This window comes from Nonomuraea indica, assembly GCF_002850745.1.
Classification (GTDB): Bacteria; Actinomycetota; Actinomycetes; order Streptosporangiales; family Streptosporangiaceae; genus Nonomuraea; species Nonomuraea indica.
This window is the reverse complement of the sequence record NZ_KZ559476.1, coordinates 12,682-38,926: the sequence shown is the minus strand read 5'-3', so window position 1 is coordinate 38,926 and position 26,245 is coordinate 12,682. Positions and strand designations below refer to the sequence as shown.

28 protein-coding genes are annotated in these 26,245 nt (G+C 73.0%); 15 read left to right on the top strand and 13 right to left on the bottom strand.

The features are described from left to right. Positions 1-25 precede the first annotated feature (25 nt). The 4 genes from CXR44_RS25815 to CXR44_RS25800 form a co-directional block, all read right to left on the bottom strand. Positions 26-898 carry an amino acid ABC transporter permease gene (locus CXR44_RS25815; RefSeq protein ID WP_101788716.1) on the bottom strand — a complete coding sequence of 291 codons (873 nt, stop codon included), beginning with the start codon at positions 896-898 and terminating at the stop codon, positions 26-28. After that, complete coding sequence (locus tag CXR44_RS25810; RefSeq protein ID WP_101788715.1) at positions 895-1,566, bottom strand: amino acid ABC transporter permease; 672 nt, start codon at positions 1,564-1,566, stop codon at positions 895-897. Before CXR44_RS25810 ends, CXR44_RS25815 begins: the two co-directional genes overlap by 4 nt. 61 nt (positions 1,567-1,627) lie before the next feature. Further along, on the bottom strand, positions 1,628-2,485 hold the full coding sequence (locus CXR44_RS25805) for a glutamate ABC transporter substrate-binding protein (RefSeq protein ID WP_101788714.1): 858 nt from the start codon (positions 2,483-2,485) through the stop codon (positions 1,628-1,630). A gap of 28 nt (positions 2,486-2,513) precedes the next feature. Next, entirely contained in the window at positions 2,514-3,269 is a 756-nt protein-coding gene (locus CXR44_RS25800; RefSeq protein WP_101788713.1) for an amino acid ABC transporter ATP-binding protein, read from the bottom strand. A 136-nt stretch (positions 3,270-3,405) separates the two neighbouring features. Here CXR44_RS25800 and miaB point away from each other — a divergent pair, with 136 nt between their 5' ends. Next, a complete protein-coding gene (miaB, locus tag CXR44_RS25795) occupies positions 3,406-4,899 on the top strand; it encodes a tRNA (N6-isopentenyl adenosine(37)-C2)-methylthiotransferase MiaB (protein ID WP_219601992.1) in 1,494 nt (497 codons plus the stop codon). A gap of 147 nt (positions 4,900-5,046) precedes the next feature. On the opposite strand, the gene CXR44_RS25790 is transcribed toward miaB, so the two are convergent. Further along, complete coding sequence (locus CXR44_RS25790) at positions 5,047-5,778, bottom strand: hypothetical protein (RefSeq protein ID WP_144070083.1); 732 nt, start codon at positions 5,776-5,778, stop codon at positions 5,047-5,049. 174 nt (positions 5,779-5,952) lie between these two features. Here CXR44_RS25790 and CXR44_RS25785 point away from each other — a divergent pair, with 174 nt between their 5' ends. Next, positions 5,953-6,519, top strand: coding sequence for a hypothetical protein (locus CXR44_RS25785; RefSeq protein ID WP_101788711.1), 567 nt, complete (start codon positions 5,953-5,955; stop codon positions 6,517-6,519). A gap of 84 nt (positions 6,520-6,603) precedes the next feature. Beyond that, positions 6,604-7,347 carry an isocitrate lyase/PEP mutase family protein gene (locus CXR44_RS25780; RefSeq protein ID WP_101788710.1) on the top strand — a complete coding sequence of 248 codons (744 nt, stop codon included), beginning with the start codon at positions 6,604-6,606 and terminating at the stop codon, positions 7,345-7,347. A 10-nt stretch (positions 7,348-7,357) separates the two neighbouring features. Here the strand turns inward: CXR44_RS25780 and CXR44_RS25775 are convergent, their stop codons facing one another. The 4 genes from CXR44_RS25775 to CXR44_RS25760 form a co-directional block, all read right to left on the bottom strand. Beyond that, the gene (locus CXR44_RS25775; RefSeq protein ID WP_219601991.1) at positions 7,358-7,756 is read right to left on the bottom strand and encodes an SCO6045 C-terminal-like domain-containing protein; all 399 of its coding nucleotides are present in this window, start codon (positions 7,754-7,756) and stop codon (positions 7,358-7,360) included. After that, complete coding sequence (locus CXR44_RS25770; protein WP_245899408.1) at positions 7,749-8,561, bottom strand: MbnB/TglH/ChrH family RiPP precursor modification enzyme; 813 nt, start codon at positions 8,559-8,561, stop codon at positions 7,749-7,751. Before CXR44_RS25770 ends, CXR44_RS25775 begins: the two co-directional genes overlap by 8 nt. After that, positions 8,558-9,535 (bottom strand): TIGR04222 domain-containing membrane protein, encoded by a 978-nt coding sequence (locus tag CXR44_RS25765; protein WP_101788708.1) that lies wholly within the window; start codon positions 9,533-9,535, stop codon positions 8,558-8,560. The genes CXR44_RS25770 and CXR44_RS25765 overlap by 4 nt, the downstream gene beginning before the upstream one ends. Positions 9,536-9,671: 136 nt before the next feature. After that, a complete protein-coding gene (locus CXR44_RS25760) occupies positions 9,672-10,574 on the bottom strand; it encodes a ribonuclease Z (RefSeq protein ID WP_101788707.1) in 903 nt (300 codons plus the stop codon). A gap of 1 nt (position 10,575) precedes the next feature. On the opposite strand from CXR44_RS25760, the gene CXR44_RS25755 reads away from it, so the two are divergent. From CXR44_RS25755 to CXR44_RS25720, 8 genes are all read left to right on the top strand, one after another. Beyond that, positions 10,576-11,085, top strand: a complete 510-nt coding sequence (locus CXR44_RS25755; RefSeq protein ID WP_101788706.1) for a methylated-DNA--[protein]-cysteine S-methyltransferase — start codon at positions 10,576-10,578, stop codon at positions 11,083-11,085. Positions 11,086-11,216: 131 nt separating this feature from the next. Further along, a complete protein-coding gene (gene miaA / locus CXR44_RS25750; RefSeq protein WP_101788705.1) occupies positions 11,217-12,119 on the top strand; it encodes a tRNA (adenosine(37)-N6)-dimethylallyltransferase MiaA in 903 nt (300 codons plus the stop codon). Positions 12,120-12,128: 9 nt separating this feature from the next. Beyond that, the gene (gene dapF, locus CXR44_RS25745; RefSeq protein WP_101788704.1) at positions 12,129-12,941 is read left to right on the top strand and encodes a diaminopimelate epimerase; all 813 of its coding nucleotides are present in this window, start codon (positions 12,129-12,131) and stop codon (positions 12,939-12,941) included. A 51-nt stretch (positions 12,942-12,992) separates the two neighbouring features. Then, positions 12,993-13,748, top strand: a complete 756-nt coding sequence (locus CXR44_RS25740; RefSeq protein ID WP_245899407.1) for an SCO6745 family protein — start codon at positions 12,993-12,995, stop codon at positions 13,746-13,748. A 19-nt stretch (positions 13,749-13,767) separates the two neighbouring features. Beyond that, positions 13,768-16,044, top strand: coding sequence for a tetratricopeptide repeat protein (locus tag CXR44_RS25735; RefSeq protein ID WP_101788703.1), 2,277 nt, complete (start codon positions 13,768-13,770; stop codon positions 16,042-16,044). A 191-nt stretch (positions 16,045-16,235) separates the two neighbouring features. Continuing rightward, positions 16,236-16,598 (top strand): phosphomannose isomerase type II C-terminal cupin domain, encoded by a 363-nt coding sequence (locus CXR44_RS25730; protein ID WP_101788914.1) that lies wholly within the window; start codon positions 16,236-16,238, stop codon positions 16,596-16,598. 1,437 nt (positions 16,599-18,035) lie between these two features. Continuing rightward, positions 18,036-18,368: a hypothetical protein gene (locus tag CXR44_RS25725; protein WP_144070082.1), complete on the top strand. Its 333-nt coding sequence runs from the start codon at positions 18,036-18,038 to the stop codon at positions 18,366-18,368. A 259-nt stretch (positions 18,369-18,627) separates the two neighbouring features. Beyond that, positions 18,628-19,302, top strand: coding sequence for an HNH endonuclease family protein (locus tag CXR44_RS25720; RefSeq protein ID WP_245899406.1), 675 nt, complete (start codon positions 18,628-18,630; stop codon positions 19,300-19,302). Between the two features lie 74 nt (positions 19,303-19,376). Here the strand turns inward: CXR44_RS25720 and CXR44_RS25715 are convergent, their stop codons facing one another. Next, on the bottom strand, positions 19,377-19,823 hold the full coding sequence (locus tag CXR44_RS25715) for a PepSY domain-containing protein (protein ID WP_101788700.1): 447 nt from the start codon (positions 19,821-19,823) through the stop codon (positions 19,377-19,379). 225 nt (positions 19,824-20,048) lie between these two features. Between CXR44_RS25715 and CXR44_RS25710 the strand changes: the two genes are divergently transcribed. The 3 genes from CXR44_RS25710 to CXR44_RS25700 are packed head-to-tail and all read left to right on the top strand — an operon-like array spanning position 20,049 to position 21,657. Further along, positions 20,049-20,480 carry a hypothetical protein gene (locus CXR44_RS25710; RefSeq protein ID WP_101788699.1) on the top strand — a complete coding sequence of 144 codons (432 nt, stop codon included), beginning with the start codon at positions 20,049-20,051 and terminating at the stop codon, positions 20,478-20,480. Then, complete coding sequence (locus CXR44_RS25705; RefSeq protein WP_101788698.1) at positions 20,474-20,707, top strand: helix-turn-helix transcriptional regulator; 234 nt, start codon at positions 20,474-20,476, stop codon at positions 20,705-20,707. The genes CXR44_RS25710 and CXR44_RS25705 overlap by 7 nt, the downstream gene beginning before the upstream one ends. Continuing rightward, entirely contained in the window at positions 20,704-21,657 is a 954-nt protein-coding gene (locus CXR44_RS25700; protein ID WP_101788697.1) for an NAD(P)-dependent alcohol dehydrogenase, read from the top strand. Before CXR44_RS25705 ends, CXR44_RS25700 begins: the two co-directional genes overlap by 4 nt. A gap of 26 nt (positions 21,658-21,683) precedes the next feature. Here the strand turns inward: CXR44_RS25700 and CXR44_RS25695 are convergent, their stop codons facing one another. Together CXR44_RS25695 and CXR44_RS25690 are read right to left on the bottom strand one after the other, a co-directional pair. Next, positions 21,684-22,961, bottom strand: coding sequence for a sensor histidine kinase (locus tag CXR44_RS25695; RefSeq protein ID WP_101788696.1), 1,278 nt, complete (start codon positions 22,959-22,961; stop codon positions 21,684-21,686). Beyond that, complete coding sequence (locus CXR44_RS25690; protein WP_101788695.1) at positions 22,958-23,635, bottom strand: response regulator transcription factor; 678 nt, start codon at positions 23,633-23,635, stop codon at positions 22,958-22,960. Before CXR44_RS25690 ends, CXR44_RS25695 begins: the two co-directional genes overlap by 4 nt. 92 nt (positions 23,636-23,727) lie before the next feature. Between CXR44_RS25690 and CXR44_RS25685 the strand changes: the two genes are divergently transcribed. Next, a complete protein-coding gene (locus tag CXR44_RS25685; protein WP_101788694.1) occupies positions 23,728-24,171 on the top strand; it encodes a septum formation initiator in 444 nt (147 codons plus the stop codon). Here the strand turns inward: CXR44_RS25685 and CXR44_RS25680 are convergent. Further along, on the bottom strand, positions 24,155-26,095 hold the full coding sequence (locus CXR44_RS25680; RefSeq protein ID WP_101788693.1) for a hypothetical protein: 1,941 nt from the start codon (positions 26,093-26,095) through the stop codon (positions 24,155-24,157). The genes CXR44_RS25685 and CXR44_RS25680 overlap by 17 nt on opposite strands. Between the last annotated feature and the right edge of the window lie 150 nt (positions 26,096-26,245).

Below are 26,245 nucleotides of genomic sequence, written 5' to 3'. Positions count from 1 at the left end.
CCCCCCCCCACGCCGGGCCGTCAGGTCAGGCGCCGCCCGCAGGCCCTTCGACGGCGGAGACCGCCACCGGCCTGGCGGCCGTCCTGCGGCTGCGGCGGCTGCGCTTCTCCAGCCACGTGGCGAACGCGCTGAGCGCCATGGCCATCGCGATGTAGATGACGCCGATGACGACCGCCGCGGTCAGCTTCGTGCCCGGGTACGCCGACGGCAGGGTCTTGAAGCCCATGTTGAGCAGGTCGGTGTACACGATGAAGTAACCGAGAGCGGTGTCCTTGAGCAGCACCACGAGCTGGCTGACCACGGCCGGCATCATCGCGGTGAGGCCCTGCGGCAGCAGGATGAGCCGCATCACGCCGCCCTTGCGCAGGCCGATCGCGTACCCGGCCTCCGACTGGCCCTTCGGGATCGACAGGATGCCCGCCCGCACCACCTCGGCCAGCACCGAGCCGTTGTAGAGCGTCAGGGCCAGCACGATCGCGAACAGGGCGTAGTCGCCGCTGCCGAGCACGTTCGGCGCCAGGAACCAGATGAAGAAGATCAGCAGCAGCAGCGGGATGGCCCGGAACAGCTCCACGATCACCCCGGCCGGCACCCTGATCCACCGGTGGTCCGACAGCCGCGCGATGCCGAAGACCGCGCCGAACACCAGCGCGAACACCGCGCCGAGCACGGCGGCGTAGAGCGTGCCCAGCAGGCCGGGGACGAGGTAGCCCTGCCACACCTCGGCGGTGAGGAACGGCTCCCAGATCGCCCAGTCGAACTGCCCCTTCTCGTCGAGCTTGAGCACCGCCCAGACCAGGATCGCGAGCATCACGACCGCGGACACCGCGGTGAGCAGGTTGTTGCGCAGCCGGCCGCGCCGGCCCGGCGCGTCGAACAGTACGGACGCCGAGCTCATCGCGCCACCGCCAATCTCCTCGACAGCCAGCCCGTGTACCACCCGATCGGCAGCACCACCACGAGGAAGGCGAGCACGATTCCGATGAAGATCGGGATCGACACGCCCGTGGTGTCGAAGGTCTCCCTCATCACGGCGGCCACGTCCACGGTGTAGCCGGCGGCGGCCACCACCGTGGTGTTCTTGATCATGGCGATCAGCACGCTGCCGAGCGGCGCGATGACCGCACGGAACGCCTGCGGGAAGATGATCAGCCGGACCGACTGGAAGAACGTCAGCCCGATCGCCCGCGCCGCCTCGGCCTGCCCCATCGGCACCGTGTTGACGCCCGAGCGCAGCGCCTCGCACACGAACGCCGAGGTGTAGGCCGACATGCCCAGCACCGCCAGCCAGAACGAGTTGGTCAGCGGCACCTCGGTCGAGAAGATCAGCCCGAGCGTGTCACTGAGCCCCAGGTAGCAGAAGGCCAGCACCAGCGTCAGCGGCGTGTTGCGCAGCACGTTCACGTACGTCGCGCCCGCCGCGCGCAGCACCGGCGTGGGGGAGACCCGCATGGCCGCCAGGATCGTGCCCACGACCAGCGAGAAGAACCCGATGAGGACCGAGAGCAGCAGGTTCTTCAGGAAGCCGGAGAACAGCTCCGGCCCGTACTGGATTAGTTCGTCCATTGTGCTCCACCAGTGAGAACGGCGGCGGCGGCCGGATCACCGGCCGCCGCACTCGTGAGGATCAGGCGCAACCCTCGGCCGGTGGCGCGGACGTGGGGAACTCCATCCCCGTCTTGCCATACCACTTCTCGAGCAGCTGCTTGGCGGTGCCGTCCTGCCACATCTTCGCGATGGCGGTGTTGACCGCCTCGCAGGTGGCCTTGTCGCCCTTCTTCAGGCCCACGCCGTACTTCTCGTCGGTGAACGGGTCGTTGAGGAGCTTGTACTTGCCGGGCTCCTGCGCGGAGAAGCCGGCCAGGATCAGGTTGTCCGTGGTGACGGCGTCGAGGTTGCCGCCGCTCAGCTTCTGCACGCACTCGGAGTAGTTGCTCGCGCCGACCAGCTTGGCGGGCAGGCCCAGCTTGCCGTCCGGCGGCGGGTCGGTGATCCGCTTGTAGGAGTTGGAGCCCTGCGCCTGGCAGATCCTCTTGTCCTTCAGGTCGGTCGCCTTGGAGATGCCGGTGGCGTCGGCGCGCACCATCGTGTCCTGGTGGGCGATGATGTACGGCCCGCCGAAGGTCACCTTGGGCTTGCGCGCCTCGGTGATGGAGTACGTGGCGAAGATGATGTCCACGGTGCCGTTCTGGAGCAGCGCCTCACGGTTGGACGAGGGCGCCTCCTTCCAGGTGATCTTCACGTCCTGACCACCGGCGAGCTCCTTGACGACGTACTTGGCGACGTCGACGTCGAAGCCCTCGGGGTCGGCGGTGCCCTTCTTGAGACCGATGCTGGGCTGGTCCCACTTGGTGCCGACAGTGATCTCCTTGGCGCCCTTGACCTTCTCCAGCGTGTTGGCGTAGCTGTCGCCGCCTCCACAGGCGGCCAGACCGGCCGCCATGGCCGCCATGGCGAACACGGCCCCCGTTCGGCGTATCTGCATGGTGCTTACCTCAATCTTCCTGCGGGCTTCAGTGGGTGAGGATCTTCGAAAGGAAATCCTTCGCCCGGTCGGTCTGGGCGTTGGTGAAGAACTCGTCGGGGGTGTTCTCCTCGATGACCTGGCCGTCCGCCATGAACACCACCCGGTTGGCGGCTCTCCTGGCGAACCCCATCTCGTGCGTGACCACCATCATCGTCATCCCGTCACGAGCGAGCCCGATCATCACGTCGAGCACCTCCTGGACCATCTCGGGGTCCAGCGCCGACGTCGGCTCGTCGAACAGGATCATCTTCGGGTCCATGGCCAGCGCCCTGGCGATCGCGACACGCTGCTGCTGACCGCCTGACAGCTGCGCGGGGTACTTGTCCGCCTGCGCGGCGATCCCCACCCGCTCCAGCAGCTCCATGGCGCGCTTGTCGGCCGCGTCACGCCCCTGGCGGCGCACCTTGACCGGCCCCAGCGTGACGTTCTCCCTGATCGTCTTGTGGGCGAACAGGTTGAACGACTGGAACACCATGCCGACCTCGGAGCGGAGCTTCGCCAGCGCCTTGCCCTCCTCCGGCAACGGTTGACCGTCGAAGACGATCCTGCCGTCGTCGATGGTCTCCAGCCGGTTGATCGTCCGGCACAGCGTCGACTTGCCGCCGCCCGACGGGCCGATCACGACCAGCACCTCGCCACGGGAGACGGTCAGATTGATGTCCTTCAGGACGTGCAGCGCCCCGAAGTATTTGTTGACGTGCTCCAGCTGCACCAGCGGAGCGGCGTCCCCGTTGTCCGTCATGGGTCAAAACCTAGGGGGCGTTAGGGCGCTGGTCACTAACCGAGCGGTACCGATCCGATCACATCCGGCCGTCAAGCTGGTGTTTCGCTCTTGTCAGGCCGAGCCGCGCCGGGTAACGACTACCCTGGAACATGCGATGACTGTGACCCAGGAGAGCCCCCGCACGTACGAGGTGCGCACGTACGGGTGCCAGATGAACGTGCACGACTCCGAGCGGCTGTCCGGCCTGCTGGAGGACGCCGGTTACGTGCGCGCGGCCGACGGCGAGAACGCCGACGTGGTCGTGTTCAACACGTGCGCCGTGCGGGAGAACGCCGACAACCGCCTCTACGGCAACCTCGGCCACCTGCGTCCCGCCAAGGCGGGCAACCCGCGCATGCAGATCGCCGTGGGCGGCTGCCTGGCGCAGAAGGACCAGGGCGAGATCGTCCGCCGGGCGCCGTGGGTGGACGTCGTGTTCGGCACCCACAACATCGGCGCGCTGCCGGTGCTGCTGGAGCGCGCCCGGGTGCAGGGCGAGGCCCAGGTCGAGCTCAAGGAGTCGCTGGAGGTCTTCCCCTCCACCCTGCCCACCAAGCGGGAGTCCGCCTACGCCGCGTGGGTGGCCATCTCCGTCGGCTGCAACAACACCTGCACCTTCTGCATCGTGCCGTCGCTGCGCGGCAAGGAGAAGGACCGCAGACCCGGCGACGTGCTGGCCGAGGTGCGCACCCTGGTCGAGCAGGGCGTCCTCGAGGTCACGCTGCTCGGCCAGAACGTCAACACCTACGGGGTGGAGTTCGGCGACCGGCTGGCGTTCGGCAAGCTGCTGCGCGCCTGCGGCTCGGTCGAGGGGCTGGAGCGGGTGCGGTTCACCTCGCCGCACCCGGCGGCCTTCACCGACGACGTGATCGCCGCCATGGCCGAGACGCCCAACGTCATGCACCAGTTGCACATGCCGCTGCAGTCGGGCTCCGACCGGGTCCTGAAGGCGATGCGCCGCTCCTACCGGGCCGAGCGCTACCTCGGGATCATCGAGCGGGTCCGCGCCGCCATGCCCGACGCGGCCATCTCGACCGACATCATCGTCGGCTTCCCCGGCGAGACCGAGGAGGACTTCCAGGCCACGCTCGACGTGGTCCGGCAGAGCCGGTTCGCCAACGCCTTCACCTTCCAGTACTCCATCCGCCCGGGCACGCCCGCGGCCACCATGGACGACCAGGTGCCCAAGGAGGTCGTCCAGGAGCGCTACGAGCGCCTGGTCGCGCTGCAGGAGGAGATCTCCTGGGCGGAGAACAAGAAGCAGGTCGGCCGCACGCTGGAGGTGCTCGTCGCCGAGGGTGAGGGGCGCAAGGACGACGCCACCCGGCGCCTGTCGGGCCGCGCCCCGGACAACCGGCTCGTGCACTTCGCGGTGGGCGACGAGCGGCCGCGGCCCGGCGACATGGTGACGGTCGAGGTCACGTACGCGGCGCCGCACCACCTGGTGGCGGACGGGTCGCTGCTCGGGCTGCGCCGCACCCGTGCGGGCGACGCCTGGGAGGCGCGGCAGGGCGCTCCGTCGTCCGGCAAGGGCGTGCTGCTGGGCATGCCGGCTGTCGGCCGCCCGGCCCCCGTCCCCGCTCCGGCGGCGGACGGCTGCCCGGCCTGACGCACCCGCCGGCCCGCCGATCCACGTGGGCCGATCCACGTGGGCCGATCCACGTGGGCCGATCCACGTGGGCCGATCCACGTGGGCCGATCCACGTGGGCCGATCCAGGCGGGCCGGTCACCCGCTCGCGTATCGGTGCCGGCCGGTCATCTGCCCAGAAGCTGTTCGCAGTAGCGCCGGCGCAGGTCGTGGAAGGTGGCGCACGGGTTCGCGCCGACGTGGGCAGGCGGGCCGGGGGCGTCCGCATGGCCGTCCGACACGACGTTGCCGGGAGGGGGCGTCAGCGACGGGCGGCTGCCCGTGGACCGCTCGGAGCCGCTTCGCCGCGCGGGGTCGCCACGCCGTGCCCTTTCGGCCGTGCCGGTGGCCGTGCTCCCGGGGCCCGGGCCGGTGCCCGCGGGCCCACGGGCGGCGTCCGGGTGTCCCCGGCCGGTGCCCGTAGGCCGTGAGCCGCTGTCCGCGGGACGCGGGACCGTCGGCTGCGGCCGTACGTCCTCCAGCCGGAGCGCCGGCAGCCCCGTGGCGTCCGGGCGGGACTCCCGGCCCTTCACGAGCCCACCGGCGCGCCGTCCGGTGTCCGCACCGCCGGCGGTACGCGGCGGGGTTACGCGCCGCCGCCAGCCGGAGTGCCGTCCGGCCTGCCCGTCGAACGGTTCACCGGACGCCCCCGCGGACAGGCCTCCGGACGGCTCCCCGGCCGGCCCGGGGGACGGCTCGCCGGCCGGTGCCGCCGAGCCGCCCGGTGCCGTCGGCACCCCCGGCCCTCCGGGGAACCGGGTCACCTGACCGGATGCCGGGGCCTGCTCCCGCTCCGGCCTCGACGTCCCGGTGAACGCCAGGAAGACCCCGGCCCCGGCGATCACGAGAACGCCGGTCACGCCCGCCACGGGAGCCAGGCGGTCCCGGCGACCTGGATGAATGCGCATATGGGGGGACAAGTCGTGATTCCTTTGTGATGGGTGGGCGAGCATTCCGCTGCTGCGGCTAGTGTGGTCCATCACCCGCGGAAGCCGGCGAGCTTTCCCGATACGACCGCAGGGAGCTGTCACACCATGCATGATCCGACCGAGCCGGATCGCCAGGAGATCCTCACCGGGCCGGGCGACGAGTCCCGCGCCCGCCGCACGAGGAAGCAGGCAAGCAAGAAGACCGTCCTCATCGCCGCGACGGCGCTCGTGGGCGTGCTCGCGGCCGGAGGCATCGGCTTCTCGCTCGCGGGCGCCGACCCCGTCCAGCCGGGCCCGGCGATCCAGCAGGGCCAGAGCCCCGGCACGGCCGAAGGGCCGGGGGAGGACCTGGGCGACGACGGCGACGCCACCATGGGCGACGCCGTGACCGAGGAGCCCGGCGGCGACACCCCCGCCGAGGGCGGGCCGGACGACACCGCGTCCGACGTCGACACGCCCCGAGGCGACCCCGGCGGCGTGGACGACGACGGCACCGGCTCGCGCACCGGTGCGGCCGGCACCGACAGCAAGAGCACGTCCGAGTCCAGGAACACGAACGTGAGCAAGCCCAGCGCATCCCCCGCCGAGGACACCGGCGAGGACTCCGGCGACGGCGCCGCCGACGGCCCGGCCGGCGAGGTCGCCGGGCAGTGCGCCAAGAGCGGCTGCTGACCGCGCGGCGCCCGGAAGTGGCTCAGCGGTTCAGGGTCCGACTGGATCTGTGAGCCGGGCCACTTCCTCCCTAGGGTCGTCGGCATGACGACTGACAGAGCCGCCCGCCTGCGCGCGCTGCACGTGCCGGGCACCCCCGTGATCCTGCCGAACGTCTGGGACGCCGCCTCGGCCGTCGCCGTGGTGGCGGCCGGGTTCCCGGTCGTGGCCACGGGGAGCGCGGCGGTCGCCCGCGTCCTCGGGTACGACGACGGCGAGGCGACCCCCGTCGCCGAGATGATGGCCGCGATCTCCCGCATCGCCAGACGCGTCGACGTGCCGGTAACGGCCGACGTGGAGCGCGGATACGGGCTGGACCCGGCCGAGCTGGCGGGCCGGTTGCGCGAGGCGGGCGCCGTGGGCTGCAACCTGGAGGACTCCGACCCGCGTACCGGCGAGCTGGTGGACGCCGTGGAACAGGCCCGCTTCCTGGCGGCGGTCCGCGCCGAAGCGGGCCCCGGTCTGGTGATCAACGCGCGGATCGACACCTACATCGCGGGCCACGGCACCCGTTCGGCCGCCGTGGACCGGGCCCGCCGCTATCTCGACGCGGGCGCCGACTGCGTCTACCCCATCGGGCTCGGCGACGAGAAGGAGATCGAACGCCTGGTGGCCGAGGTGGCGGCGCCGGTGAACATCCTGTTCAGGCCCGGCGTCCCGTCGGTCGCAAGGCTGGCCGAGCTGGGCGTGGCCCGGGTGAGCTTCGGTCACGGCCTGCACCAGGCCGTCCACGAGCACGCCCGGACCCTGATCCAGCTGGTCGCCGAGGGCCTCGACCCGTACCGGTAGGCGGACCACGTCATCTGGTCCGGCGGCGCAGCAGCCGCCCCAGGAGGCCCGGCCGCGGCGCCTCGGGGGCCGGCGGCAGGCCGAGCCACGCGGCGAAGGCCAGCGCGTCGGCCCGCGAGCCGCCGGGTGGCCTGGGCCGCCCCCCGGCGTACTCGGCGAAGAGCGTGGTGAAGCGGGGACCGAGCCGGGCCACCAGGTCGGGAGCCGACCGGGCCACGAGGCCGCGCCGTTTGGCGATCAGCCCCGCAGCCTGGACGCGCAACCGTTCCTCATCGAAGCCGTCCGGGCGCGGTCCCGCCGCGACGAGGGCCGCGAGCAGGTCGTGCTGGGCACGCGCGAGGCGCTCCCGTCGTTCCTCCACGGCGGGCGTGTCGTCCGCCGGGTCATCCGGCGCCCGGCGGTCAGGCACCGGACATCGCCTTCCTGACCCGGCCGAGCTCGTCGGCGAGCACGGCGTCGCTCGGGTAGTCCGCATCCCACTCCAGCAGCACCCCCGGGGGCCGCGCGCGGGCGCACAGCTCGCCGAGCAGGTCCAGCACGTCAGGGGGCACGGGGGTGGTGTGGGTGTCGTGCCAGACGCCGTCGTGCGCGTACCCGCCGGCGACGTGGACGTAGGCCAGCCTGTCCAGGGGAAGCTCGTCGAGGGCGGCCCGCGCGTCCAGGCCCAGGTTGACCTGGTTGGTGTAGAGGTTGGCCACGTCGACGAGCAGCGCGGCCCCCGTCCGCTCGACCAGTTCGCCGAGGAACTCCGCCTCGGTCATCTCGTCCTCCGGCCAGCCGAACACCGCCGCCACGTTCTCCAGGGCGAGAGGCACGGGCAGGGCCTCCTGCGCCTGACGGACGTTCCTCGTGATCACCGACAGGGCCTCGCGCGTCCGCGGGACCGGCAGCAGGTGGCCCGCGTCCAGATCCCCGGCCCTGACGAATGCCAGGTGCTCGCTGACCAGCGGGGCTTCGAGGGCGTCCGCGCACGCCGCGAGGTGGGCCAGGCGCTCCGGATCGGGCGGCTCGGCACCGCCGACGCCGAGCGTCACGCCGTGCGGGATCACCGGCGTCCCCGCGACGCGGAGCGCCTGGAGCGAGGCGGGGAGGGCCGAGGGACGGATGGTCTCCGCGATGACCTCCACGAAGTCCACCCCGAGCCGTTCGACGGTCAGGTCGAGCTCCGGTCGCCAGCCGATGCCGACGCCCAGCCGATCCGGGCGGGGTGTCACGTGCCGCCTCCGCCGCACCCGCCGCTCCCGCAGCTGGAACCGCCGACGTCCACGGTCGACACGCTCCCGCCGACGTCGGAGCCGCCCGGGTCGCCCCATCCTCCACCCGGGTCGCCGTCGTGCCACGTGCCGGAGGAGCCTGGCGGGCTGTAGGCGGCGCAGTGGCCGGGGGCGCAGCAGGTGGTGGAGCCCGCACGCCGGGCACGGTTGTCGCGGGCCAGGGCGTCGGCCAGGCGGCGGTCGGGCAGTTCGGTCAGCCCGCGCACCGCCAACAGCCCGAGATCGTCGGAGCCCCGCCACCTGTCGCCCGACGCTCCCGCCTTCAGGGCGTGCACGTCGACGGTGTCCAGCGCCGCCTGGCCGGCCCTGGTCAGCGGATCGGCGATGAGTCGCCGTACCCAGAAGAAGCAGGCCACGCCGGCGACGGCGGCGAGCACCGCGATCGCCGCTGCCCCCGCGCGCAGGGCGGGGAACGCGCACGCGACGGCCACGGCCGTCGCCAGGGCGGCGAGGCCGAGCAGCCAGCGCGACCGGCGGTGCGCCCGGGCCCGGATCGGAGGTGGCACCAGCAGCCCCCGCCTCGACAGCGTGATCGCGAGCCGGCGGAGCACCTCGTGACCTGCGACGGCGTGCCGGACCTCGGCCGTGGCCGAGCCTCCCGGCGTGCTCGCGACGTGCCGGTGCACCACGCGCTCCACGGGTGCGCGCTTGGCGGGCCGGAACCCGTGCACCGGCGTGACGGTCCCCTCGCTGGACACGCGCAGGCCGTCCTGGGCGACCAGCGACGCCAGCGCGGTATTGATCACCCGGCGCGGCCCGCCGGCCAGGTAGGCCGCCTCGTAGAGCTCCAGCTGCGGCGGCCCGATGAGGACGGCGCGCGAGCGGGCCCGGGCCAGCGGCGCCCGGATCCAGACCACGGCGGCCGAGACGAACACGAACAACGCGATGGCGGCTGCGTGGAGAGCCCCGTCCATGGCGCCTCCCCTCTACGACGTCGGTACGCGCGCCTCACCCCGACGGGCTGATCACCAGATAGGACGGTCCGCCGCGACGGAGAGTTTCCTCCACAACCAGAAATCTCCTTCCCGCCGGCGGTCCGGGAGGCCGCGGTCAGCTCGTCGCGCGCCTGGGGACGGGGACGGTCATGAAGTCGCGGGCCAGGAAGACCTCGCCGTCGTAGTGACGCCGTACGTCCTCCAGGAAGGCGGGCTCGTCGGCGAAGCCGTAGCGTTCGGAGAAGTGGGTGAGCACCAGCCGGCGTGCTCCCGCCTCCGCCGCGACCTGCCCGGCCTCGGCCGCCGTCAGATGGCCGTACTCCTTGGCCAGCGCCGCCTCCCCCGACAGGAACGTGGCCTCGATGACCAGTAGATCGACGCCCGCGGCCAGCTCGAAGACGGCGTCGCACAGGCGGGTGTCCATGACGAGGGCGGCGCTCTGGCCCGGTCGTGGCACGCTGCAGTCCTCCAGGCGCACGCCCCGCACCGAGCCGGTGCGCTGCAGCTCGCCGATCTCCGGGCCGCGGATGCCGTGGACGGCCAGGCGCTCGGGCAGCATCCGCCGGCCGGTCGGCTCCTGGACGCGGTAGCCGTACGACTCGACCGGGTGCGACAGGCGGCGGGCGGTCAGCGCCCCCACCTCGGCCGCCTCGCCGCTGAGCGGATGCTCGGAGATGACGTCGGTGTCGGCGAAGACCGCCGCGTGCCGCAGCCTGCGCCAGTAGGCCTGGCCGGAGGCGGGGAAGACCGCCCTGACCGGATGGCGCACCCGGTCACGGGCGATGCGCTGCACGACGCCCGGCACCCCGAGGCAGTGGTCGCCGTGGAAGTGCGTCACGCACAGCCAGTGCACGTCGTTGGCGCTGACCCCGGCGTGCGCCATCTGCCGCTGCGTGCCCTCGCCCGGGTCGAACAGGAATCCCTGACCGTCCCAGCGCAGGAGGTAGCCGTTGTGGTTACGGTGACGGGTAGGGACCGCGCTGGCGGTGCCGAGCACCACGAGCTCACGAGAGGACACGATGACCACGGTCGCGTTCGCCGAGGTGCCCACGCCGGTGGGACCGTTCGTGCTGGCCGTCACCGAGGAGGGGCTGGTGGCCTCCGGGTGGGGGAGCCGGGAGCGGCTGAGCGGGCGCCTCGACCTGGCAGAGGTTCATGACCCGGATCGTACGGCCTTCGCCGTCGCCGAGCTCACCGGCTATTTCGCGGGCCGGCTGAGGGTGTTCGAGACGCCGATCGACTGGCGGCTCACCTCGGGAACCCGCCGCCAGGTGCTCCAGGCCCTGCACCGGGTTCCCTACGGCACGGCCGTCACCTACGGCGAGCTGGCCGCCCGCAGCGGTTCGGCCGTCCCGGCGCGCGGGATCGGCTCCATCATGGCCTCCAACCCCATCCCGATCGTGGTGCCCTGTCACCGCGTCGTGGCCGGCAACGGCCTGGGCGGCTTCAGCGGCGGCGAGGGCGTGGAGACCAAGCGCCGGCTGCTCACCCACGAGGGCTATCTGCAGCCGACGCTCCTCGACCTGTGACCACCGGTTGTGACTATCGGCTGTGACCACCGGCGGCCGGCCGGCGGGGGTGCCGACGCGGGCGGCCTCCGTCCGGCGCCCGGGCGCGACCACCGTACGACCATGCCCGGAGTGTTGACACACTTGTCGGTGTGCGCCAGCCAGTCATCGCCGTCGTGGGGCCCACCGCGGCCGGAAAGTCCGACCTCGCCGTGGACCTCGCCCTCCGCCTGGGGGGCGAGTGCGTCAACGCCGATTCCATGCAGCTCTACCGGGGCATGGACATCGGCACGGCCAAGCTGACCCTCGCCGAGCGGCGGGGGGTGCCCCACCACCTGCTCGACATCTGGGACGTGACGGTCACGGCCAGCGTGGCCGAGTACCAGAAGCTGGTCAGGCCGCTGCTCGACGCCGTCGACGTGCCCGTGCTGGTCGGCGGGAGCGGGCTGTACGTCCGGGCGGCCATCGACGACCTGGAGTTCCCGGGCACCGACCCCGCCATCAGGGCGCGGCTGGAGGCCGAGCTGGCCGAGACCGGCCCCGCCCCCTTGTACGCACGGCTGCTGGAGCGTGACCCGGCCGCCGCCGAGGCGATCCTGCCCAGCAACGGCCGGCGCATCGTGCGCGCCCTGGAGGTCATCGAGCTGTCGGGGCGGCCGTTCTCGGCGACGATGCCGTCGTACGACGCCGTCTATCCGAGCGTCCAGATCGGGCTGGAGGTGCCGCGGCCCCACCTCGACGAGCGGATCGCCGTACGGGTCGAGCGGATGTGGGCCGCCGGGCTGGTGGCGGAGGTGCGGTCGCTGCTCGGGCGGGGGCTGGCCGAGGGCCGCACCGCGTCCCGAGCCCTGGGGTACGCCCAGGTGCTGCGGTTCCTGGAGGGGGAGTGGACGGAGGAGCGGGCGTTCGAGGAGACGGTCAGGGCCACCCGGCGCTTCGCCCGCCGCCAGGAGTCGTGGTTCCGCCGCGATCCGCGGGTGCGCTGGCTGCCGTACGACGCCCCTGACCTGCTCGACCGATCCCTTGCCGCAATCATGGGCGCGCAGGGTGGATAGCATGGGACGATGCGGTTTCTGAAGGGCCACGGCACCGAGAACGACTTCGTCATCCTTCCCGACCCCGACGGCGAGCTGGACCTGTCCGCCTCGCTGGTCGCCCGGATCTGCGACAGGAGGGCCGGCGTCGGCGCCGACGGCGTGCTGCGCGTCGTGCGCACCAAGCTCAGCCCGGAGGTGTCCGAGCTGGCCGGCGAGGCCGAGTGGTTCATGGACTACCGCAACTCCGACGGCGGCATGGCCGAGATGTGCGGCAACGGCACGCGCGTCTTCGCGCGCTACCTCGTCGAGGCGGGGCTGGCCGAGCCGGGCGAGTTCGCCGTGGCGACCAGGGGCGGCCTGCGCCGGGTGCGGCTCGACGTCTCGGGTGACGTGACCGTCGACATGGGCAAGCCGGTCGTGCACGGCCGCAGCCTCACCGCCGTCGGCGGCCAGGAGTACGAAGGTCTGCACGTCGACATGGGCAACCCGCACCTGGCGTGCGCCATCGGCGACCCGGTCACCCAGCTCGACCTCACCCACCAGCCGGGTTTCGACCCGGGGGTCTTCCCGGCCGGCGTCAACATCGAGCTGTTCAACGCGGTCGGTCCCGCGAGGGCGGTCATGCGCGTCTTCGAGCGGGGATCGGGCGAGACGCGCTCGTGCGGCACCGGCGCCGTCGCGACGGCCGTGGCCGCCGCCGCCCTGTGCGGGGAGACGACGGGCACCTGGACCGTCGAGGTGCCGGGCGGCACGCTCGGCGTCACGCTGGATGAGCGCACCAGCTACCTGACCGGTCCCGCGGTCATCGTCGCGGCCGGCGAACTGATGCTTGCAGAATGATGTTCTCCTGAGGGATTCTGGGTCTGTTTTCCGAACCGAGAAGGGGTGGACATGGCAGACCCACGCACCACCGCCCGCCTGGTCAAGGAGCCGATCGGCCGGCTCGGCGGCGGGTTCATGGTCTCGCGCGAGGCCAAGGCCCTGTGTGAGCGGCACGGCCTCGGCGCCCGCGAGCTGTACTTCCGCGGTCGGTGCGGCGTGCTCGGCGAGTGCGACGCCGACGTGGTGACGTCCGTCGCCGTCTTCTTCCCGCCCGGGCACGTCGCGGAGAGCTGGTACGGCGGGCGCAAGCTGCCCGTGGAGCAGGCCGTCGAGGAGTACGCCGGCGCCTGCCACGACTGGGGCAGGCGCCGGCTCGGCGGCCACGACGGCTGCGCCCGGATCGCCGAGCTGCTCGAGACGGTCGTCGCCGAGGCCTCTCCCGTCGGGGCGCCGCTGTTCGCCGGCTGGCGCGCCGTGCCCCTGCCCGACGACCCGCCCGCGCGGGCCGTGCAGCTCATGCACGTCCTGCGCGAGCTGCGGGGCGGCCTGCACGCCAACGCGGTGCTGGCCGCCGGGCTGCGGCCCCTCGAGGCCGTCCTCGCGGCCGACCACGCCGGTACGCCGTTCGGCGACGCCTCGGGCGAGACGGTCGCGCGGTTCTTCGAGTGGCCCGAGCCGTACCCGCCAGTCAGCCCTGAGCTGATCGCCCGCCGCGCGGCCGTCGAGGAGACCACAGATGATCTCCTGGGACCGGTATTTTCCGTGCTTGAAGACCATGAATCGGACGAGCTCATCGAGCTTCTGCGTTTTGGGCAGGCTCATTGACCTGGCAGACTGACGTGCCATGGACGTGGACATCTGGGCCTGGGTCGGCGAAACCCAGCAGCAGCTTTCTGAGGCGGGCAACGTGGGCCTGGCCATGGCGCTGGGAGACCTTCCCGCGCAGGCCTACGAGGGCCGTTACCCGCAGTTGGACGTGATGGCCCCGGCCATCGCGCAGCAGGCGGAGGCCCTGGAGCTGCCCTGGCTCGAGTTCTACGCCCGCTACTGGCACCTGGTCGGCCGCGTGGGCGACCGCGCCCAGGGCGCGGTCGCCATCGGCGACGCCGAGCAGCTCCTGGCGTTCGCCCAGCGCGAAGACGTGCGCGACTGCCCGGCCGCCCCGGCCGCCGTCGAGACGCTTGCCCTCGCCTGGGCCAACACCGACGGGCCCGGTTACGCCACGGAGCGGCTGGAGACGCTGGGCGCCGTCATCGAGGGCCTCACCCCGGCCGACCCCGCCTACACCGGCCTCGTCACCCAGTACGTCGCGGCCCTGGTCGACGCGGGCAAGCCCGGCGAGGCCGTCACCTACGCCGAGTCCGCCGTCGAGGCGCTGACCGGCGCCGGCCGCCAGGCGAGCTGGGAGCTCGGCGCCGAGAGCGCCCGCGCGCTGCTCGCCGCCGGCCGCGCCGAGGACGCGCTGAGCGCGCTGCAGGCGGCGGCCGACTTCCAGGCCGACGACCCGGTGGCCAAGCCCCGCCGCGACGGCGTGCGCCGGGCCCTCATCCTCGCCACCCTCGGCCGCGTCGCCGAGGCCGTCGACGCGCTGCCCGACCTCGACGTGGTCGGCGAGCACCCCCGCTCCTGGGTCGAGTGGTCGCAGGCCGTCCGCCTGCTGGCCGACTCCTCCCAGATCACCAACACCTGGCAGCTCGGCCGCGTGCTGCGCCAGTGGATCGACTACTTCGCCACCATGGGCGGCTACCGCCCCCGGGTCGAGCTGGCCCTGGTCGCCGGTGACCTCGCCCTCGGCCGTCAGGGCGTCTGGCAGGCGCGGCTGCTCGCCGACCTGGCCGAGTCCGGCACCGCCGAGCTGCGCGACGCCTCCGGCGTCGCCGAGCGGATCGCCGCGCTGCGCGCCGCCGCCGACGCCACCCCTGAGCCCGAGGCGCCCGGCCCGGTCGAGGAGCGCGTCGCCTACTTCGACGCCGCCGACGGCCACAACGCGGACCCCGAGCGGTGGGCCGGCTGGCTGGCCCCCCTGTCGGGCCAGGACCTCGAGACCACGCGCCGCCACACCACGACGCTCGGCTACCTCGGCTACCCGGCGACCGGCGTCGACCTCTACTGGAAGCTGCTGGTGGAGCCCGGCGACGTGGCCTCCGCCACCCCCGACGACCTGGCCTACCTCACCACCCTGCTGGTCGAGGCCCGGCAGGACGAGCGGCTGGAGCAGTTCGCCGCGATGCTGCCGCACGACCAGCAGCACCTCGCGCTGGCCCGCCTGCACAGCGCCCGCGAGCGCTGGCAGCAGGCCCTCGACGAGGCCGAGCACGCCCTGGCGGCCGGGGCCGGGCTCGACGCCCGCCGCCTGGTCTCCGGCGCCGCCCAGCAGCTCGACGACAACGCCAGGGGCGCCCAGGTGCTCGCCGAGGTCATCGACGAGCTCACCGAGGAGGACACCTGGCGCATGATCGTCATGGCCACCTCGGCCGAGGACTGGGACACCGTGCGCAAGGGCGCCGCCAAGATCGGCATGCCGATCAAGTCGGCCACGGGCCCGATCGAGGAGGAGATGGGCCTCATCCGGGTCATCCTGCCCGCGCCCGACGGCGGCCAGCGCCAGGTGCTGTCCATTCGCACCGGCCCCGCCTCCGCCCGGCTGGCCCTGCCGCAGCCGCGCGGCATGGACTACAACGCCGGCGACCTCGTCGTGTTCGACCCGCAGCTGCTGGAGCCGGTGCCCGACGACCCGCAGGAGCAGCAGAGCTTCGTGCCGCCGTTCGCCGCGGTGCGCATCCTGCGGCCCGGCGGCTACACCAGCTACTTCTTCGACGGCGCCGCGCCGAGCGAGTCCGACTGGGCCGAGTTCACCGAGGTGATGGCCGAGCGCGGCTGGCCCATGTGGGTCTACAGCGACGAGAACTACAAGGTCACCCACCCGACGACGGGCGAGCAGCTGCCGGGCGTGTTCGGCTGGGTCGCGGTGCCGCCCGACGTTTCGGCCGTCGAGGTCGACGCCCTGCTCGACGACGCCACCGAGCGCTGGTCGCACCCGCTGGCCTGGCTCGACCTGGCCCGCGAGGTGGACGTGGAGGTCGAGCGGCACGAGCGCATCGTCAAGGAGTACGGCCTGTAGGAGGTCTGTGCGAGGGGAGGCCTGGGTCGTACGAACCCGGCCTCCCCGTCGCGTACGCGGGGAGGAAGTGCCGATCCCGTCGGGGATCCGGCGCCGGGCACCTGATAGCTTGCGGCCTTGACCGTGGCTTGTCCGGGTGCGTCCGCATGTCGCGGCACGAGAGGCCTGGCAGGACAGACGTGGAGGGGACGATGCAGGACATCGACAGGCTGGCCGATGTGATCCGTGACGAGCGGCCGTGGGGCGGTTTCGAGCGGTTCACGCTCAACGAGACGTCCACCGTCAAGATCATCAATGTCCTCCCCGGGCAGCGCCTCAGCCTCCAGCGTCACGAGCACCGTGACGAGCTGTGGGTGGCCCTGGACCCGGGCTGCGTGTTCGAGGTGGCCGGCGAGCGCATCGAGCCCGAGGTGGGCGACCGGGTCCTCATCCGGCGCGGCCAGACCCACCGTCTCAGTTCCTCCGGGCCCGCGACCCGCATCCTGGAGATCGCCTTCGGGCACTTCGACGAGGACGACATCGAGCGCCTCGAAGACGCCTACGGCCGTTCCTGAGGTCCTCACGCGACCGCCCCTCCCGTACGGGGAGGGGCGGTCGTCGTGTTCTGACGGGTTCTGCCCCTGGCCGGCCCTTGGCGCCGCTCGGTCGGCGCCGCGGCGGCGAGCGGGTCGTGGCAGCCCTTCCCCTTGCGGTGTGCGGGCTGCGAAACGACAGATCGCCTGATGGCCGCCAGGGCCGGGTAATAAGGCCTCGGAGGGGGCGTGGTGGTCCGGCCGGGCACGATTCTGGCCGGAGAGGGTCTCCCGGGGGCTGAGCTGCCCGGCCGGCCGCCCGGACGACGGCGGCAGGGACGGCGCGATCACGGCGGGCTTCCCCTCGGCAGGCAGCACCGGTGCGCACTGCGACGGCGCGGCGTCCGACGGTGGCATGGCGTCCAGCGGTGGTGTGGCGTCCAGCGGTGGTGCGACGTCCAGCGGTGGTGTGGCGTCCAGCGGTGGTGCGACGTCCAGCGGTGGTGTGGCGTCCAGCGGTGGTGCGACGTCCAGCGGTGGTGTGGCGTCCAGCGGTGGTGCGACGTCCAGCGGTGGTGTGGCGTCCAGCGGTGGTGCGACGTCCAGCGGTGGTGTGGCGTCCAGCGGTGGTGCGACGTCCAGCGGTGGTGTGGCGTCCAGCGGTGGTGCGACGTCCAGCGGTGGTGTGGCGTCCAGCGGTGGTGCGACGTCCAGCGGTGGTGTGGCGTCCAGCGGTGGTGCGACGTCCAGCGGTGGTGTGGCGTCCAGCGGTGGTGCGACGTCCAGCGGTGGTGTGGCGTCCAGCGGTGGTGCGACGTCCAGCGGTGGTGTGGCGTCCAGCGGTGGTGCGACGTCCAGCGGTGGTGTGGCGTCCAGCGGTGGTGCGACGTCCAGCGGTGGTGTGGCGTCCAGCGGTGGTGCGACGTCCAGCGGTGGTGTGGCGTCCAGCGGTGGTGCGACGTCCAGCGGTGGTGTGGCGTCCAGCGGTGGTGCGACGTCCAGCGGTGGTGTGGCGTCCAGCGGTGGTGCGACGTCCAGCGGTGGTGTGGCGTCCAGCGGTGGTGCGACGTCCAGCGGTGGTGTGGCGTCCAGCGGTGGTGCGACGTCCAGCGGTGGTGTGGCGTCCAGCGGTGGTGCGACGTCCAGCGGTGGTGTGGCGTCCAGCGGTGGTGCGACGTCCAGCGGTGGTGTGGCGTCCAGCGGTGGTGCGACGTCCAGCGGTGGTGTGGCGTCCAGCGGTGGTGCGACGTCCAGCGGTGGTGTGGCGTCCAGCGGTGGTGCGACGTCCAGCGGTGGTGTGGCGTCCAGCGGTGGTGCGACGTCCAGCGGTGGTGTGGCGTCCAGCGGTGGTGCGACGTCCAGCGGTGGTGCGACGTCCGCCGGTGGCGCAGTGGTGTCGGACGGTGGGGTGGTGTCACGCGATGGTGTGGCGTCGCCGTGCCAGGACGCGGTGGCGTGATGGTGGCGCGCGGTGGCGCGATGGCGGGGCCTCGTGTCGCGCGGGTGGCTCTCCGGGCGCGGTGGGTCGATGTCCCGGCGCGCGCGGGCATGCGGCGGCCGGCCGTCAGCGGGTGGACCGGCGTCGCGGGGGTGCCGGCGATGCTGGGGCGGCTCGCCCGGTGCGCGGGCATGTGCCTGCGGCGGGACGGAGAGGTGGGATGGCCGGGCATGGCCGTCGCCGCCGGCGAGGCGTCCGCCGGCGGGCAGCTCGATCGCGACCCGCATCAGGAAGCGCTCGACCGCGTCGGCGAGGTCCGGTTGACCCGGGCCCTCGTCGCTGAGCATGCCGAGCAGTGCTTCGTCGAGGTCTAAGACGTGGTCCATCGCCTCCAGCCTAGGCAGTCGACGCAAGCGCGCCTGGGATGGCGTGCCGCTGGGTAAAGGGCTTCCTCGGCCCGGAAGGCGTGCCCGGAGGGGCGCGCGGAGCGGGTGTTCCGTCGCCTTCGGTCCCGCCCAACCGGGATATATCCCGGTTGTTCCAAGGGATGTTAGACGGCGCCAGGGGAGATTTGACCGATCGCGGGTACGTGCTCTACCTAAACTTTACGAAATCTGAAGCTTGGGAGCGGTCGTGCGATTTCGGGTGGGTCTGGCTGGGTTAACCGCGGTGGTGGCGCTCACCGGTTGCGGAGGGCTCGACGCGCGGACGGGCGTGGCGGACGGCGGCAAGGGCACCTCGTCCAAGGCGGACGTGGGCGAGGCCCGCGACAAGCTCGCCAAGCTGACCGTCAAGGGGCGCGCCCCGCGCACCGGCTTCGACCGCGACAAGTTCGGCCCCGCGTGGGCCGACGTCGACCGCAACGGCTGCGACACCCGCAACGACGTGCTCAAGCGGGATCTGCGGGACGAGAAGTTCAGGCCGGGTACGCACGACTGCGTGGTGGTCAGCGGTGTCCTCGACGACCCGTACAGCGGGAAGACCATCACCTTCAGGCGCGGGCAGGACACCAGCTCGGAGGTCCAGATCGACCACCTGGTGCCCCTGTCGGACGCCTGGCAGAAGGGCGCGCAGCAGTGGACGTCCGCCAAGCGCAAGGAGTTCGCCAACGACCCGCTCAACCTGCTCGCCGTGGACGGCCCGCTGAACGGCCAGAAGAGCGACTCCGACGCCGCCACCTGGCTGCCGCCGCGCCGGGCGTACCGGTGCGCGTACGTCGCCAGGCAGATCGACGTGAAGGCCAGGTACGACCTCTGGGTCACCTCGGCCGAGAAGGACGCCATGGACCGGGTCCTCGACTCCTGCTGACCACTCACACCGAACCGGGCCCGGGACCCCGAAAGGGCGCGGGGCCGTCGCGGCCCCGCGCCCGGTGAAAGGGATCAGTCGTCGTCCTTGCCGTCGTCGTCCCGGTCGTCGCGGTCGTTCTGGCCGTTCTGGCCGTTCTGAGCGGACTGGGCGTTGCCGTCGCGGTCGTCGTCGCGGTCGTCGTCCTTGCCGTCGTCCTTGCCGTCGTCGTCCTGGTCGTCGTCGCGGTCGATGGTGTTGCTCAGGACCTTGCCGGACGCGGCGTCGATGTCCAGCTCGTGCTCCACGTCGCCCTTCACCACGTTCACCTCCCACACGTCCGGCTCGGCGCCGCGCCGGTCGAACGACAGGTCCTCGACCCAGCCGCCGGCCACCGCGCCACCCGCGATCTCAAGGGCCCGCTCGGCGGTGACCTTCGGCGGCGCGCCGGAGGTGACGGTCGCGGCGACGGCCGCGCTCCCGCCGGCGATGAGGAAGACGGCTCCGGTTCCGGCAACGATGAACTTCTTGGTGATCTGCATGTCCGTACTCCATCGCGATCCCCGCTAAGCCGGCGCTAAGGCATGGTTAGCGATGCGTTGGGGCCGGCCCGCCGGATCCATGGCTTCGTGGACCCGCCGCCGCTTCCCGGAGCCCTTCGGTCCCGATCGGCATGGCAGGAACCGCGCGTGTAAAAAACCTTTGACACAATGTCCGGTGCGCTTTACCTTGGATGATGTCAGCTTTGTTTTACACGAGGAGCGGGCATGGCCTTCGAGGAGAAGCGCGCCTGGGTGATGATCATGGTGTCCGTCGGCGCGTACGCGATCTACGTGGCGACCGTCCTGGGCCGGGTCGGCGACACCCCGCTCGCCGACGTCGCCTACGCGGGAGCTCTGCTGTGGACCATCGGCGGCGCCATCGTCGCGGCCATCGTGGCCAACATCGCGATGGCTGTCATGGGCGGCCACGGCGCCGACCGCACCGACGAGCGCGACCGTGAGATCAACCAGGTCAGTGAGCGCATCGGGCAGTCGATCGTCGTCATCGGGGCGCTCGCCGCGCTGGTCATGGCCATCGCCGAACTGCGCCACTTCTGGATCGCCAACGCCGTCTACCTGGCGTTCGTGCTGTCCGCGGGGCTCAGCTCGGTCGCCAAGATCATGGCCTACCGGAAGGGAGGCTTCCAGGCGTGGTGAAGCCGACACGGGTCACCAACACGATCCGGGCCCTGCGGTTCGCGCACGACGAGATGACCCAGGCCGAGCTGGCCGACCGGGTCGGCGTCACCCGCCAGACCATCATCGCGATCGAACAGGGTCGTTACTCCCCCTCGCTGGAGATGGCGTTCCGCATCGCGCGGGTGTTCCAGGTGGGACTCGACGACGTCTTCCAGTACCCCGACACCGAAGGAGACCCCTCATGAAGGCGATCGTCCAGGACGAGTACGGCCCGCCGCACGTGCTGAGCCCCGGCGAGGTCCCGATCCCGGCCCCCGGCGCCGGCGATGTGCTGATCCGGGTGCGCGCAGCGGGCGTCGACTACGGCGTGTGGCACGCCGTGACCGGGCTGCCGCTCATCAGCCGCCTCGGCTTCGGCCTGCGCAGGCCCCGCAACCGCGTGCCGGGCATGGACGTGGCCGGTGTCGTGGAGGCCGTCGGCGCCGACGTGACCGCGTTCCGCCCCGGCGACGAGGTGTACGGCGCGGCGACCGGCGCGTTCGCGCAGTACGCGCTCGCCCGCCCGGCCAAGCTCGCCCGCAAGCCCGCCAACCTGAGCTTCACCGAAGCGGCGGCCGTCCCCGTGTCAGGGGTGACCGCGTTACGGGCCGTCGGCCAGGTCACCGCCGGCGAGAAGGTGCTGGTCATCGGCGCCGGTGGCGGAGTGGGCAGCTTCGCGACGCAACTCGCCGTCGCCGGCGGCGCCCACGTCACCGGCGTGTGCAGCACAGCCAAGGCCGGCCTCGTCCGGTCGCTGGGCGTCCAGGCCGTCATCGACTACACGCGTGAGCCGCTCACCGGGACGTACGATCTGATCATCGACATCGCGGGCATCCGGCCGCTGGCCCTGCTGCGCGGGCTGCTCACCGAGCGCGGCCGGCTCGCCATCGTCGGCGGCGAGGGCGGCGGTCGGTGGTTCGGCGGGCTCGGCCGGCCGCTGGCCGCCAAGCTGATCACCCCGTTCACGCGCCAGCGCCTGGACGCGCTGATCGTGTTGACCCGCACCGCCGACCTGGACGCGCTGCGCGACCTCATCGAGGCCGGGGCCGTGCGACCGGCCGTCGGGCGCACATACCCCCTGGCGGAGGCCGCCACCGCGGTGGGTGACCTGGCGGCGGGCAACGCGCCCGGAAAGCTCGTCATCACGGTCGACTGACCCCGGGAGCGCCGCCGAGCCGGACGTCAGGGTGCGCGAGGGGGGCGCACCGTGGAGCCGTCCGCCTCCGGTGCGCGCAGCACGAGCTCCACGACCGCGCCGCCCTCGGGGGCGGTGGAGACGGCCAGGGAGCCGCCCGAAGCCTCCGCGGTGCGGCGGGCGATGTCCAGGCCGAGACCCGTCGAACCGCCCCCGCTGTCACCCCGTCTGAGCAGGGCGGCGTCGAATCCCGGCCCCTCGTCGCGCACCGTCAGCGCGGCGCCCTCCGGCCGCCCCTCCAGCCGCACGGCGAACGGCACCCCCTCGGGCGTGTGCGCGAAGACGTTGCCCAGCAGCGCGTCCACGCACGCCGCCAGGTCGGCCTCGCCCACGGCGACGGGCAGCTCTCCGGCGGGCACGGACACGGTGACCTCCCGGCCCTGGTCCTCGGCCAGCACCGACCAGAAGCGCACCCGGTCGCGCACGACCGCGGCGGCGTCGCAGCTCTCCCGGCCCGCCGAGCGACGGCGGGCGTCGGTGATGACGGCGCTCACGGCCCGTTCCAGCGCGTCCACCCGTGCGCCCACGCGTGCCGCCTCCTCCAGGTCGCGCAGCGACTCCGCGTCCAGCCGCAGCCCGGTCAGCGGCGTGCGCAGCCGGTGCGACAGGTCCGCCACCGACTCGCGCTCGGCGGCGAGCAGGTCGTCGATCCGGCCGGCGAGATGGTTCAGGGCCATCGCCACCGAGCGCACCTCCGGCGGGCCGCCCGGCTCGGCCCGCGCGGCGAGGTCGCCGCCCGCCAGCCGGAGCGAGACGCGGGCCAGCCCGTCCACGGGCCTGGTCACCGCGAGCGCGAGCCGGTCGGCCAGCAGGATGCCGAGCACCACCAGGGCCAGCCCGAGCGCCGCCAGCGCCCCCCACGCCTCGGGCACGCCGCGGCCCAGCTCGGCCTCGCTGACGAACACCCGGGTCACCACGGTGCCCTCGGGTGACTGGGCCGACGACAGCACCTCCCGCCCTCCGGCCGCCTCGGCGGTCACGCTGCGACCGGTCGCCGCCAGCCGCAGCGCGTCCGACCGGGGGGCGGCGGCACCGAGCGTCCGCCCGTCCGGCAGGAATACCGTGACCGGCCGCGCCACCCGCTGCACCGCCAGTTCCAGGTCCGGGGTGCCGACGGCGACGCTCACCGACTCGGCCGCGGCCGTGGCGCGGCTCATCGCGTCGTTCTCGGCCACGGCCCTGATCAGCAGCGCCATCGGCACGAGCAGCGCGATCAGCACCACGGACGTGGTGGCCGCCACCAGCAGGGCCAGCCAGCGCCTCATGCCGGCCCGACCAGCTTCACGCCCACCCCGCGCACGGTGTGCAGGTAGCGGGGTTGCGAGGCGGTCTCGCCGAGCTTGCGCCGCAGCCACGACAGGTGCACGTCCACCGTCTTGTCGGCCCCGCCGTACGGCAGCCGCCACACCTCCGTGAGCAGCTCACGCTTGGTCACGACCTCACCCGGCCGGGCGGCGAGGTAGTGCAGCACGTCGAACTCGCGCGGCGTGAGGTCCAGCGCCGCGCCGTCGAGCGTGGCGGAGCGCGCCCGCGGGTCGATGCGCAGCCCGCCCACCTGGAGCTGCTCGGGCGCCGGTTCGCCGGCCCGCCGCAGCACCGCGCGGATGCGCGCGTCGAGCTGCGCCGCGCTGAACGGCTTGACCACGTAGTCGTCGGCGCCCGCGTCGAGCACCGGCACCATCTCGGAGTCCCCGTCGCGGGCGGTCGCCACGATCACCGGCACCCGGCTCACCGCGCGCAGCATGCGCAGGAGCTCCACCCCGTCCAGATCGGACAGCCCGAGGTCCAGCACGATGAGGTCGGGACGGTCGTCGACCGCCAGCCGCAGCCCCTCGAACGCCGTGGGGGAGGAGGACACCGCGTGACCCAGCTCGCCCAGCCCCCGGCTCAGCGCCGTACGGATCGTCACGTCGTCCTCGATGAGCAGGATGTCAGCCATATCCGGAAACGGTAGACGGTGCCGACGGATGCGCCGGCGTTCTTATCGTGGCCTTAACCGGGGCTTAGGCTGAGATGGGGGAAGCTGGGACGGTGAAGCGACTCGTCCTGGCCTGGGCCGCCACCGCCGTCGCCGCGACGGGCGCCGCCGTGGCGGTGCTCGGGCTGCTCGGCGGCACGCTCACCGGTCCCTCCGGGCATGTGCTGAGCGGAGCCGAGGTGCGAGCCGCCCTCGCCTCCATCACCCCGGCCCCGGCGCCCCGGACCAGCGCCGTTCCCGGCCCGGCCACCTCCAGCCCCTCGGTCACGCGCGTGGACAAGCTGGTCCGGACGGCCGGCGGCACCGTGATCGCCTCCTGCCAGGGCGACCGGGTGACGCTGCGCTCGTGGAGCCCCGCCCAGGGCTACTCCGTGGACGGCGTCGAGGCGGGCCCCGGCCTGGAGGCGTCGGTCGAGTTCGAGCCCGGCGGCGAGGGCGGCGAGGTCGAGGTCACGATCCGCTGCCAGGGCGGGCGCCCGGTCACCCGCGGGGAGTAGCGAGCTCCCGGGCCAGCGCGGCCTTCGCCTGCTCCGCCTGACGCCTGATCCGTCCGAGCACGATCGGGCCGACGCCCCTGTCCTCGAACACCGCCACCATCCGGTCCAGCACCGCTTCGGCCCGTTCCGGGTCGCCCCGGCGGGCCTGGGCCCTGGCCAGGCGGCGCAGCACCATGTTGAGGGTGATGTTGTCGAGCGGCCCGCCGGCGCTCGACTCCCTGGCCACCGCCGTGAGCTGCTCGACGCCCTCCGCGGCGTCCGGCGGCCTGACCACCAGCCGCCGGTCCGCTGTGAGCGCCTTGAACCCTCGCTCGGCGTTGAGACCCTTGACCATCCGGGCGTACACCGACAGCGGGTGCCCGCCGTACCGGTCGATCAGCTCGTCCATCGCCTCGTTGCCGCCCCGCAACCGCGGCGAGTCGGAGCCGAGCAGGGAGAACAGCGCGCCCTGCTCCTCGCCCAGCATCAGCTCGCCCACCCGGTGGTCGTCCGCGTCCGCCGGGTAGCGGACCCGGACCAGGCACGGGGCCGACACGATGCGCGAGCCGTCGGCGGCGGCGTACTGGGCGCGCACGTGGTACTCGCCGGGCTGCTGGAAGTAGTGGCCGTCACGGCCGTGCCCGATGTAGGCGCTGCGGTAGAGGGCCGGGTTCGCCGCGTCGAGCCGCACCTCGGTGGCGGAGTCGGCGCAGTGGCGCAGCATGGGCCGGTACGACACGGTCCGGCCGTCCGGCCGGGTGACGGCGATCTGCGTGAACTCCGTGTCGGGATGCAGGTGGCCGTGCGTGGTACGCGGCCCGCCGGTGACCGACAGCTTCAGCTCCACCACGACCGGCTCGCCGAAGCCGAACCACTCCTTGGCCCGCACCTCCAGCCGCAGCCCCGAACGGTCCTCCACCGGCGGCTCGAACGGCTCCATCTCGGCGGCGCCGGTGCCGAACGGGTGGGCGCCCATCGCCACGTCGTGGAAGAAGCCGTGCCGCAGGTGGACCAGCTCGGCGTCGGTGAAGGCGAACGGGAACGCCGCCCAGTAGGCCGCCTCTCCGCCGGGCCGGTAGGCGTGCGCGTAGTTCATCCACGACAGGTCGCCGAAGCCGCCGTCGGGGCCGAGCTGCTGCGGCGGCCTGGCCAGGTGCTTCTGCCAGGAGTGGAGCAGGTTGAAGGCGTGCCCGAGCTCGTGCACGTACGTGCGTAACTGCGCGCGCCGCGCCTGCGGCGTGTCCCCCTTGATCGTGTCGTGGAAGACGGCGGCGCCCTGCCGCTGGTGGGCGCCGTTGTGGTCGAACATGATGCCCCGGTAGCCGCCCTCGTGCCGGGTGGCCACCAGCAGCCACACCCGCCAGGCCGCCGCGTCGCCGAACCTGCTGAACTGCTGCGTCATCGCGTGGTGCAGCTCGGCGTCGTTCCAGGTCAGGTCGGCGCCCGCGCCGTCGACCGGGATCACGCCCGGCTCGGCCAGGGTCAGCCCGACGCCCGCTTCGGCGAACGCGCTCGCCACGCCCAGCTCGCGCGGCGCGGAGCCGGCCGGGCCGGGCAGCGCGCCGGTGTGGTAGGCGGTGAACGGCGCGGTGCCCGCCACCGCGTCCTGCTCCAGCAGCACCTGGCGGAAGTACGGCGAGACGAACGCCACCCGGTAGGCCCGGCCGGCCACCTTGGCGGTGCCGGACCCGGCGGTGAGCGTGATGCTCACCTCGCCCGCGCCGGCGTCGAAGGTGAACGCGCCCCGTCCGGTGACGCGGGTGCGACCGCCCTCGGCCAGCACCGCCGGGGCGTGCACGACGAACGAGCCGGCGTACGCGGTGGTCGCCCCCGCCACGGAGAACAGGTCGCCGCTCACCCGGCCGGTCGGCCGCGCCCCGTCCACGTCGACGCGCAGCTCCAGCCGCGTGTCGCCGTCCTGCCCCTGGTACAGCCCGCTGATCATGGCGGCCCCCTGCGGGTGGAGATCCGGTCACCCCGGAGACTTCTCCCAGCGGGCCGCCCTGTCAACGACCGCTCCGCCGGCGACCGAACGCGCCGGCGACCGGACGCGCCGGCGACCGGACGCGCCGGCGACCGGACGCGCCGGCGACCG

What these genes read in the sequence shown, in the direction of transcription:
- CXR44_RS25815 (WP_101788716.1), bottom strand. Translation starts at nt 898, where the DNA reads ATGAGCTCGGCGTCCGTACTGTTCGACGCGCCGGGCCGGCGCGGCCGG.
- CXR44_RS25810 (WP_101788715.1), bottom strand. Translation starts at nt 1,566, where the DNA reads ATGGACGAACTAATCCAGTACGGGCCGGAGCTGTTCTCCGGCTTCCTG.
- CXR44_RS25805 (WP_101788714.1), bottom strand. Translation starts at nt 2,485, where the DNA reads ATGCAGATACGCCGAACGGGGGCCGTGTTCGCCATGGCGGCCATGGCG.
- CXR44_RS25800 (WP_101788713.1), bottom strand. Translation starts at nt 3,269, where the DNA reads ATGACGGACAACGGGGACGCCGCTCCGCTGGTGCAGCTGGAGCACGTC.
- miaB (WP_219601992.1), top strand. Translation starts at nt 3,406, where the DNA reads ATGACTGTGACCCAGGAGAGCCCCCGCACGTACGAGGTGCGCACGTAC.
- CXR44_RS25785 (WP_101788711.1), top strand. Translation starts at nt 5,953, where the DNA reads ATGCATGATCCGACCGAGCCGGATCGCCAGGAGATCCTCACCGGGCCG.
- CXR44_RS25780 (WP_101788710.1), top strand. Translation starts at nt 6,604, where the DNA reads ATGACGACTGACAGAGCCGCCCGCCTGCGCGCGCTGCACGTGCCGGGC.
- CXR44_RS25765 (WP_101788708.1), bottom strand. Translation starts at nt 9,535, where the DNA reads ATGGACGGGGCTCTCCACGCAGCCGCCATCGCGTTGTTCGTGTTCGTC.
- CXR44_RS25755 (WP_101788706.1), top strand. Translation starts at nt 10,576, where the DNA reads ATGACCACGGTCGCGTTCGCCGAGGTGCCCACGCCGGTGGGACCGTTC.
- dapF (WP_101788704.1), top strand. Translation starts at nt 12,129, where the DNA reads ATGCGGTTTCTGAAGGGCCACGGCACCGAGAACGACTTCGTCATCCTT.
- CXR44_RS25740 (WP_245899407.1), top strand. Translation starts at nt 12,993, where the DNA reads ATGGCAGACCCACGCACCACCGCCCGCCTGGTCAAGGAGCCGATCGGC.
- CXR44_RS25735 (WP_101788703.1), top strand. Translation starts at nt 13,768, where the DNA reads ATGGACGTGGACATCTGGGCCTGGGTCGGCGAAACCCAGCAGCAGCTT.
- CXR44_RS25730 (WP_101788914.1), top strand. Translation starts at nt 16,236, where the DNA reads ATGCAGGACATCGACAGGCTGGCCGATGTGATCCGTGACGAGCGGCCG.
- CXR44_RS25725 (WP_144070082.1), top strand. Translation starts at nt 18,036, where the DNA reads ATGGCGGGGCCTCGTGTCGCGCGGGTGGCTCTCCGGGCGCGGTGGGTC.
- CXR44_RS25715 (WP_101788700.1), bottom strand. Translation starts at nt 19,823, where the DNA reads ATGCAGATCACCAAGAAGTTCATCGTTGCCGGAACCGGAGCCGTCTTC.
- CXR44_RS25710 (WP_101788699.1), top strand. Translation starts at nt 20,049, where the DNA reads ATGGCCTTCGAGGAGAAGCGCGCCTGGGTGATGATCATGGTGTCCGTC.
- CXR44_RS25700 (WP_101788697.1), top strand. Translation starts at nt 20,704, where the DNA reads ATGAAGGCGATCGTCCAGGACGAGTACGGCCCGCCGCACGTGCTGAGC.
- CXR44_RS25695 (WP_101788696.1), bottom strand. Translation starts at nt 22,961, where the DNA reads ATGAGGCGCTGGCTGGCCCTGCTGGTGGCGGCCACCACGTCCGTGGTG.
- CXR44_RS25690 (WP_101788695.1), bottom strand. Translation starts at nt 23,635, where the DNA reads ATGGCTGACATCCTGCTCATCGAGGACGACGTGACGATCCGTACGGCG.
- CXR44_RS25680 (WP_101788693.1), bottom strand. Translation starts at nt 26,095, where the DNA reads ATGATCAGCGGGCTGTACCAGGGGCAGGACGGCGACACGCGGCTGGAG.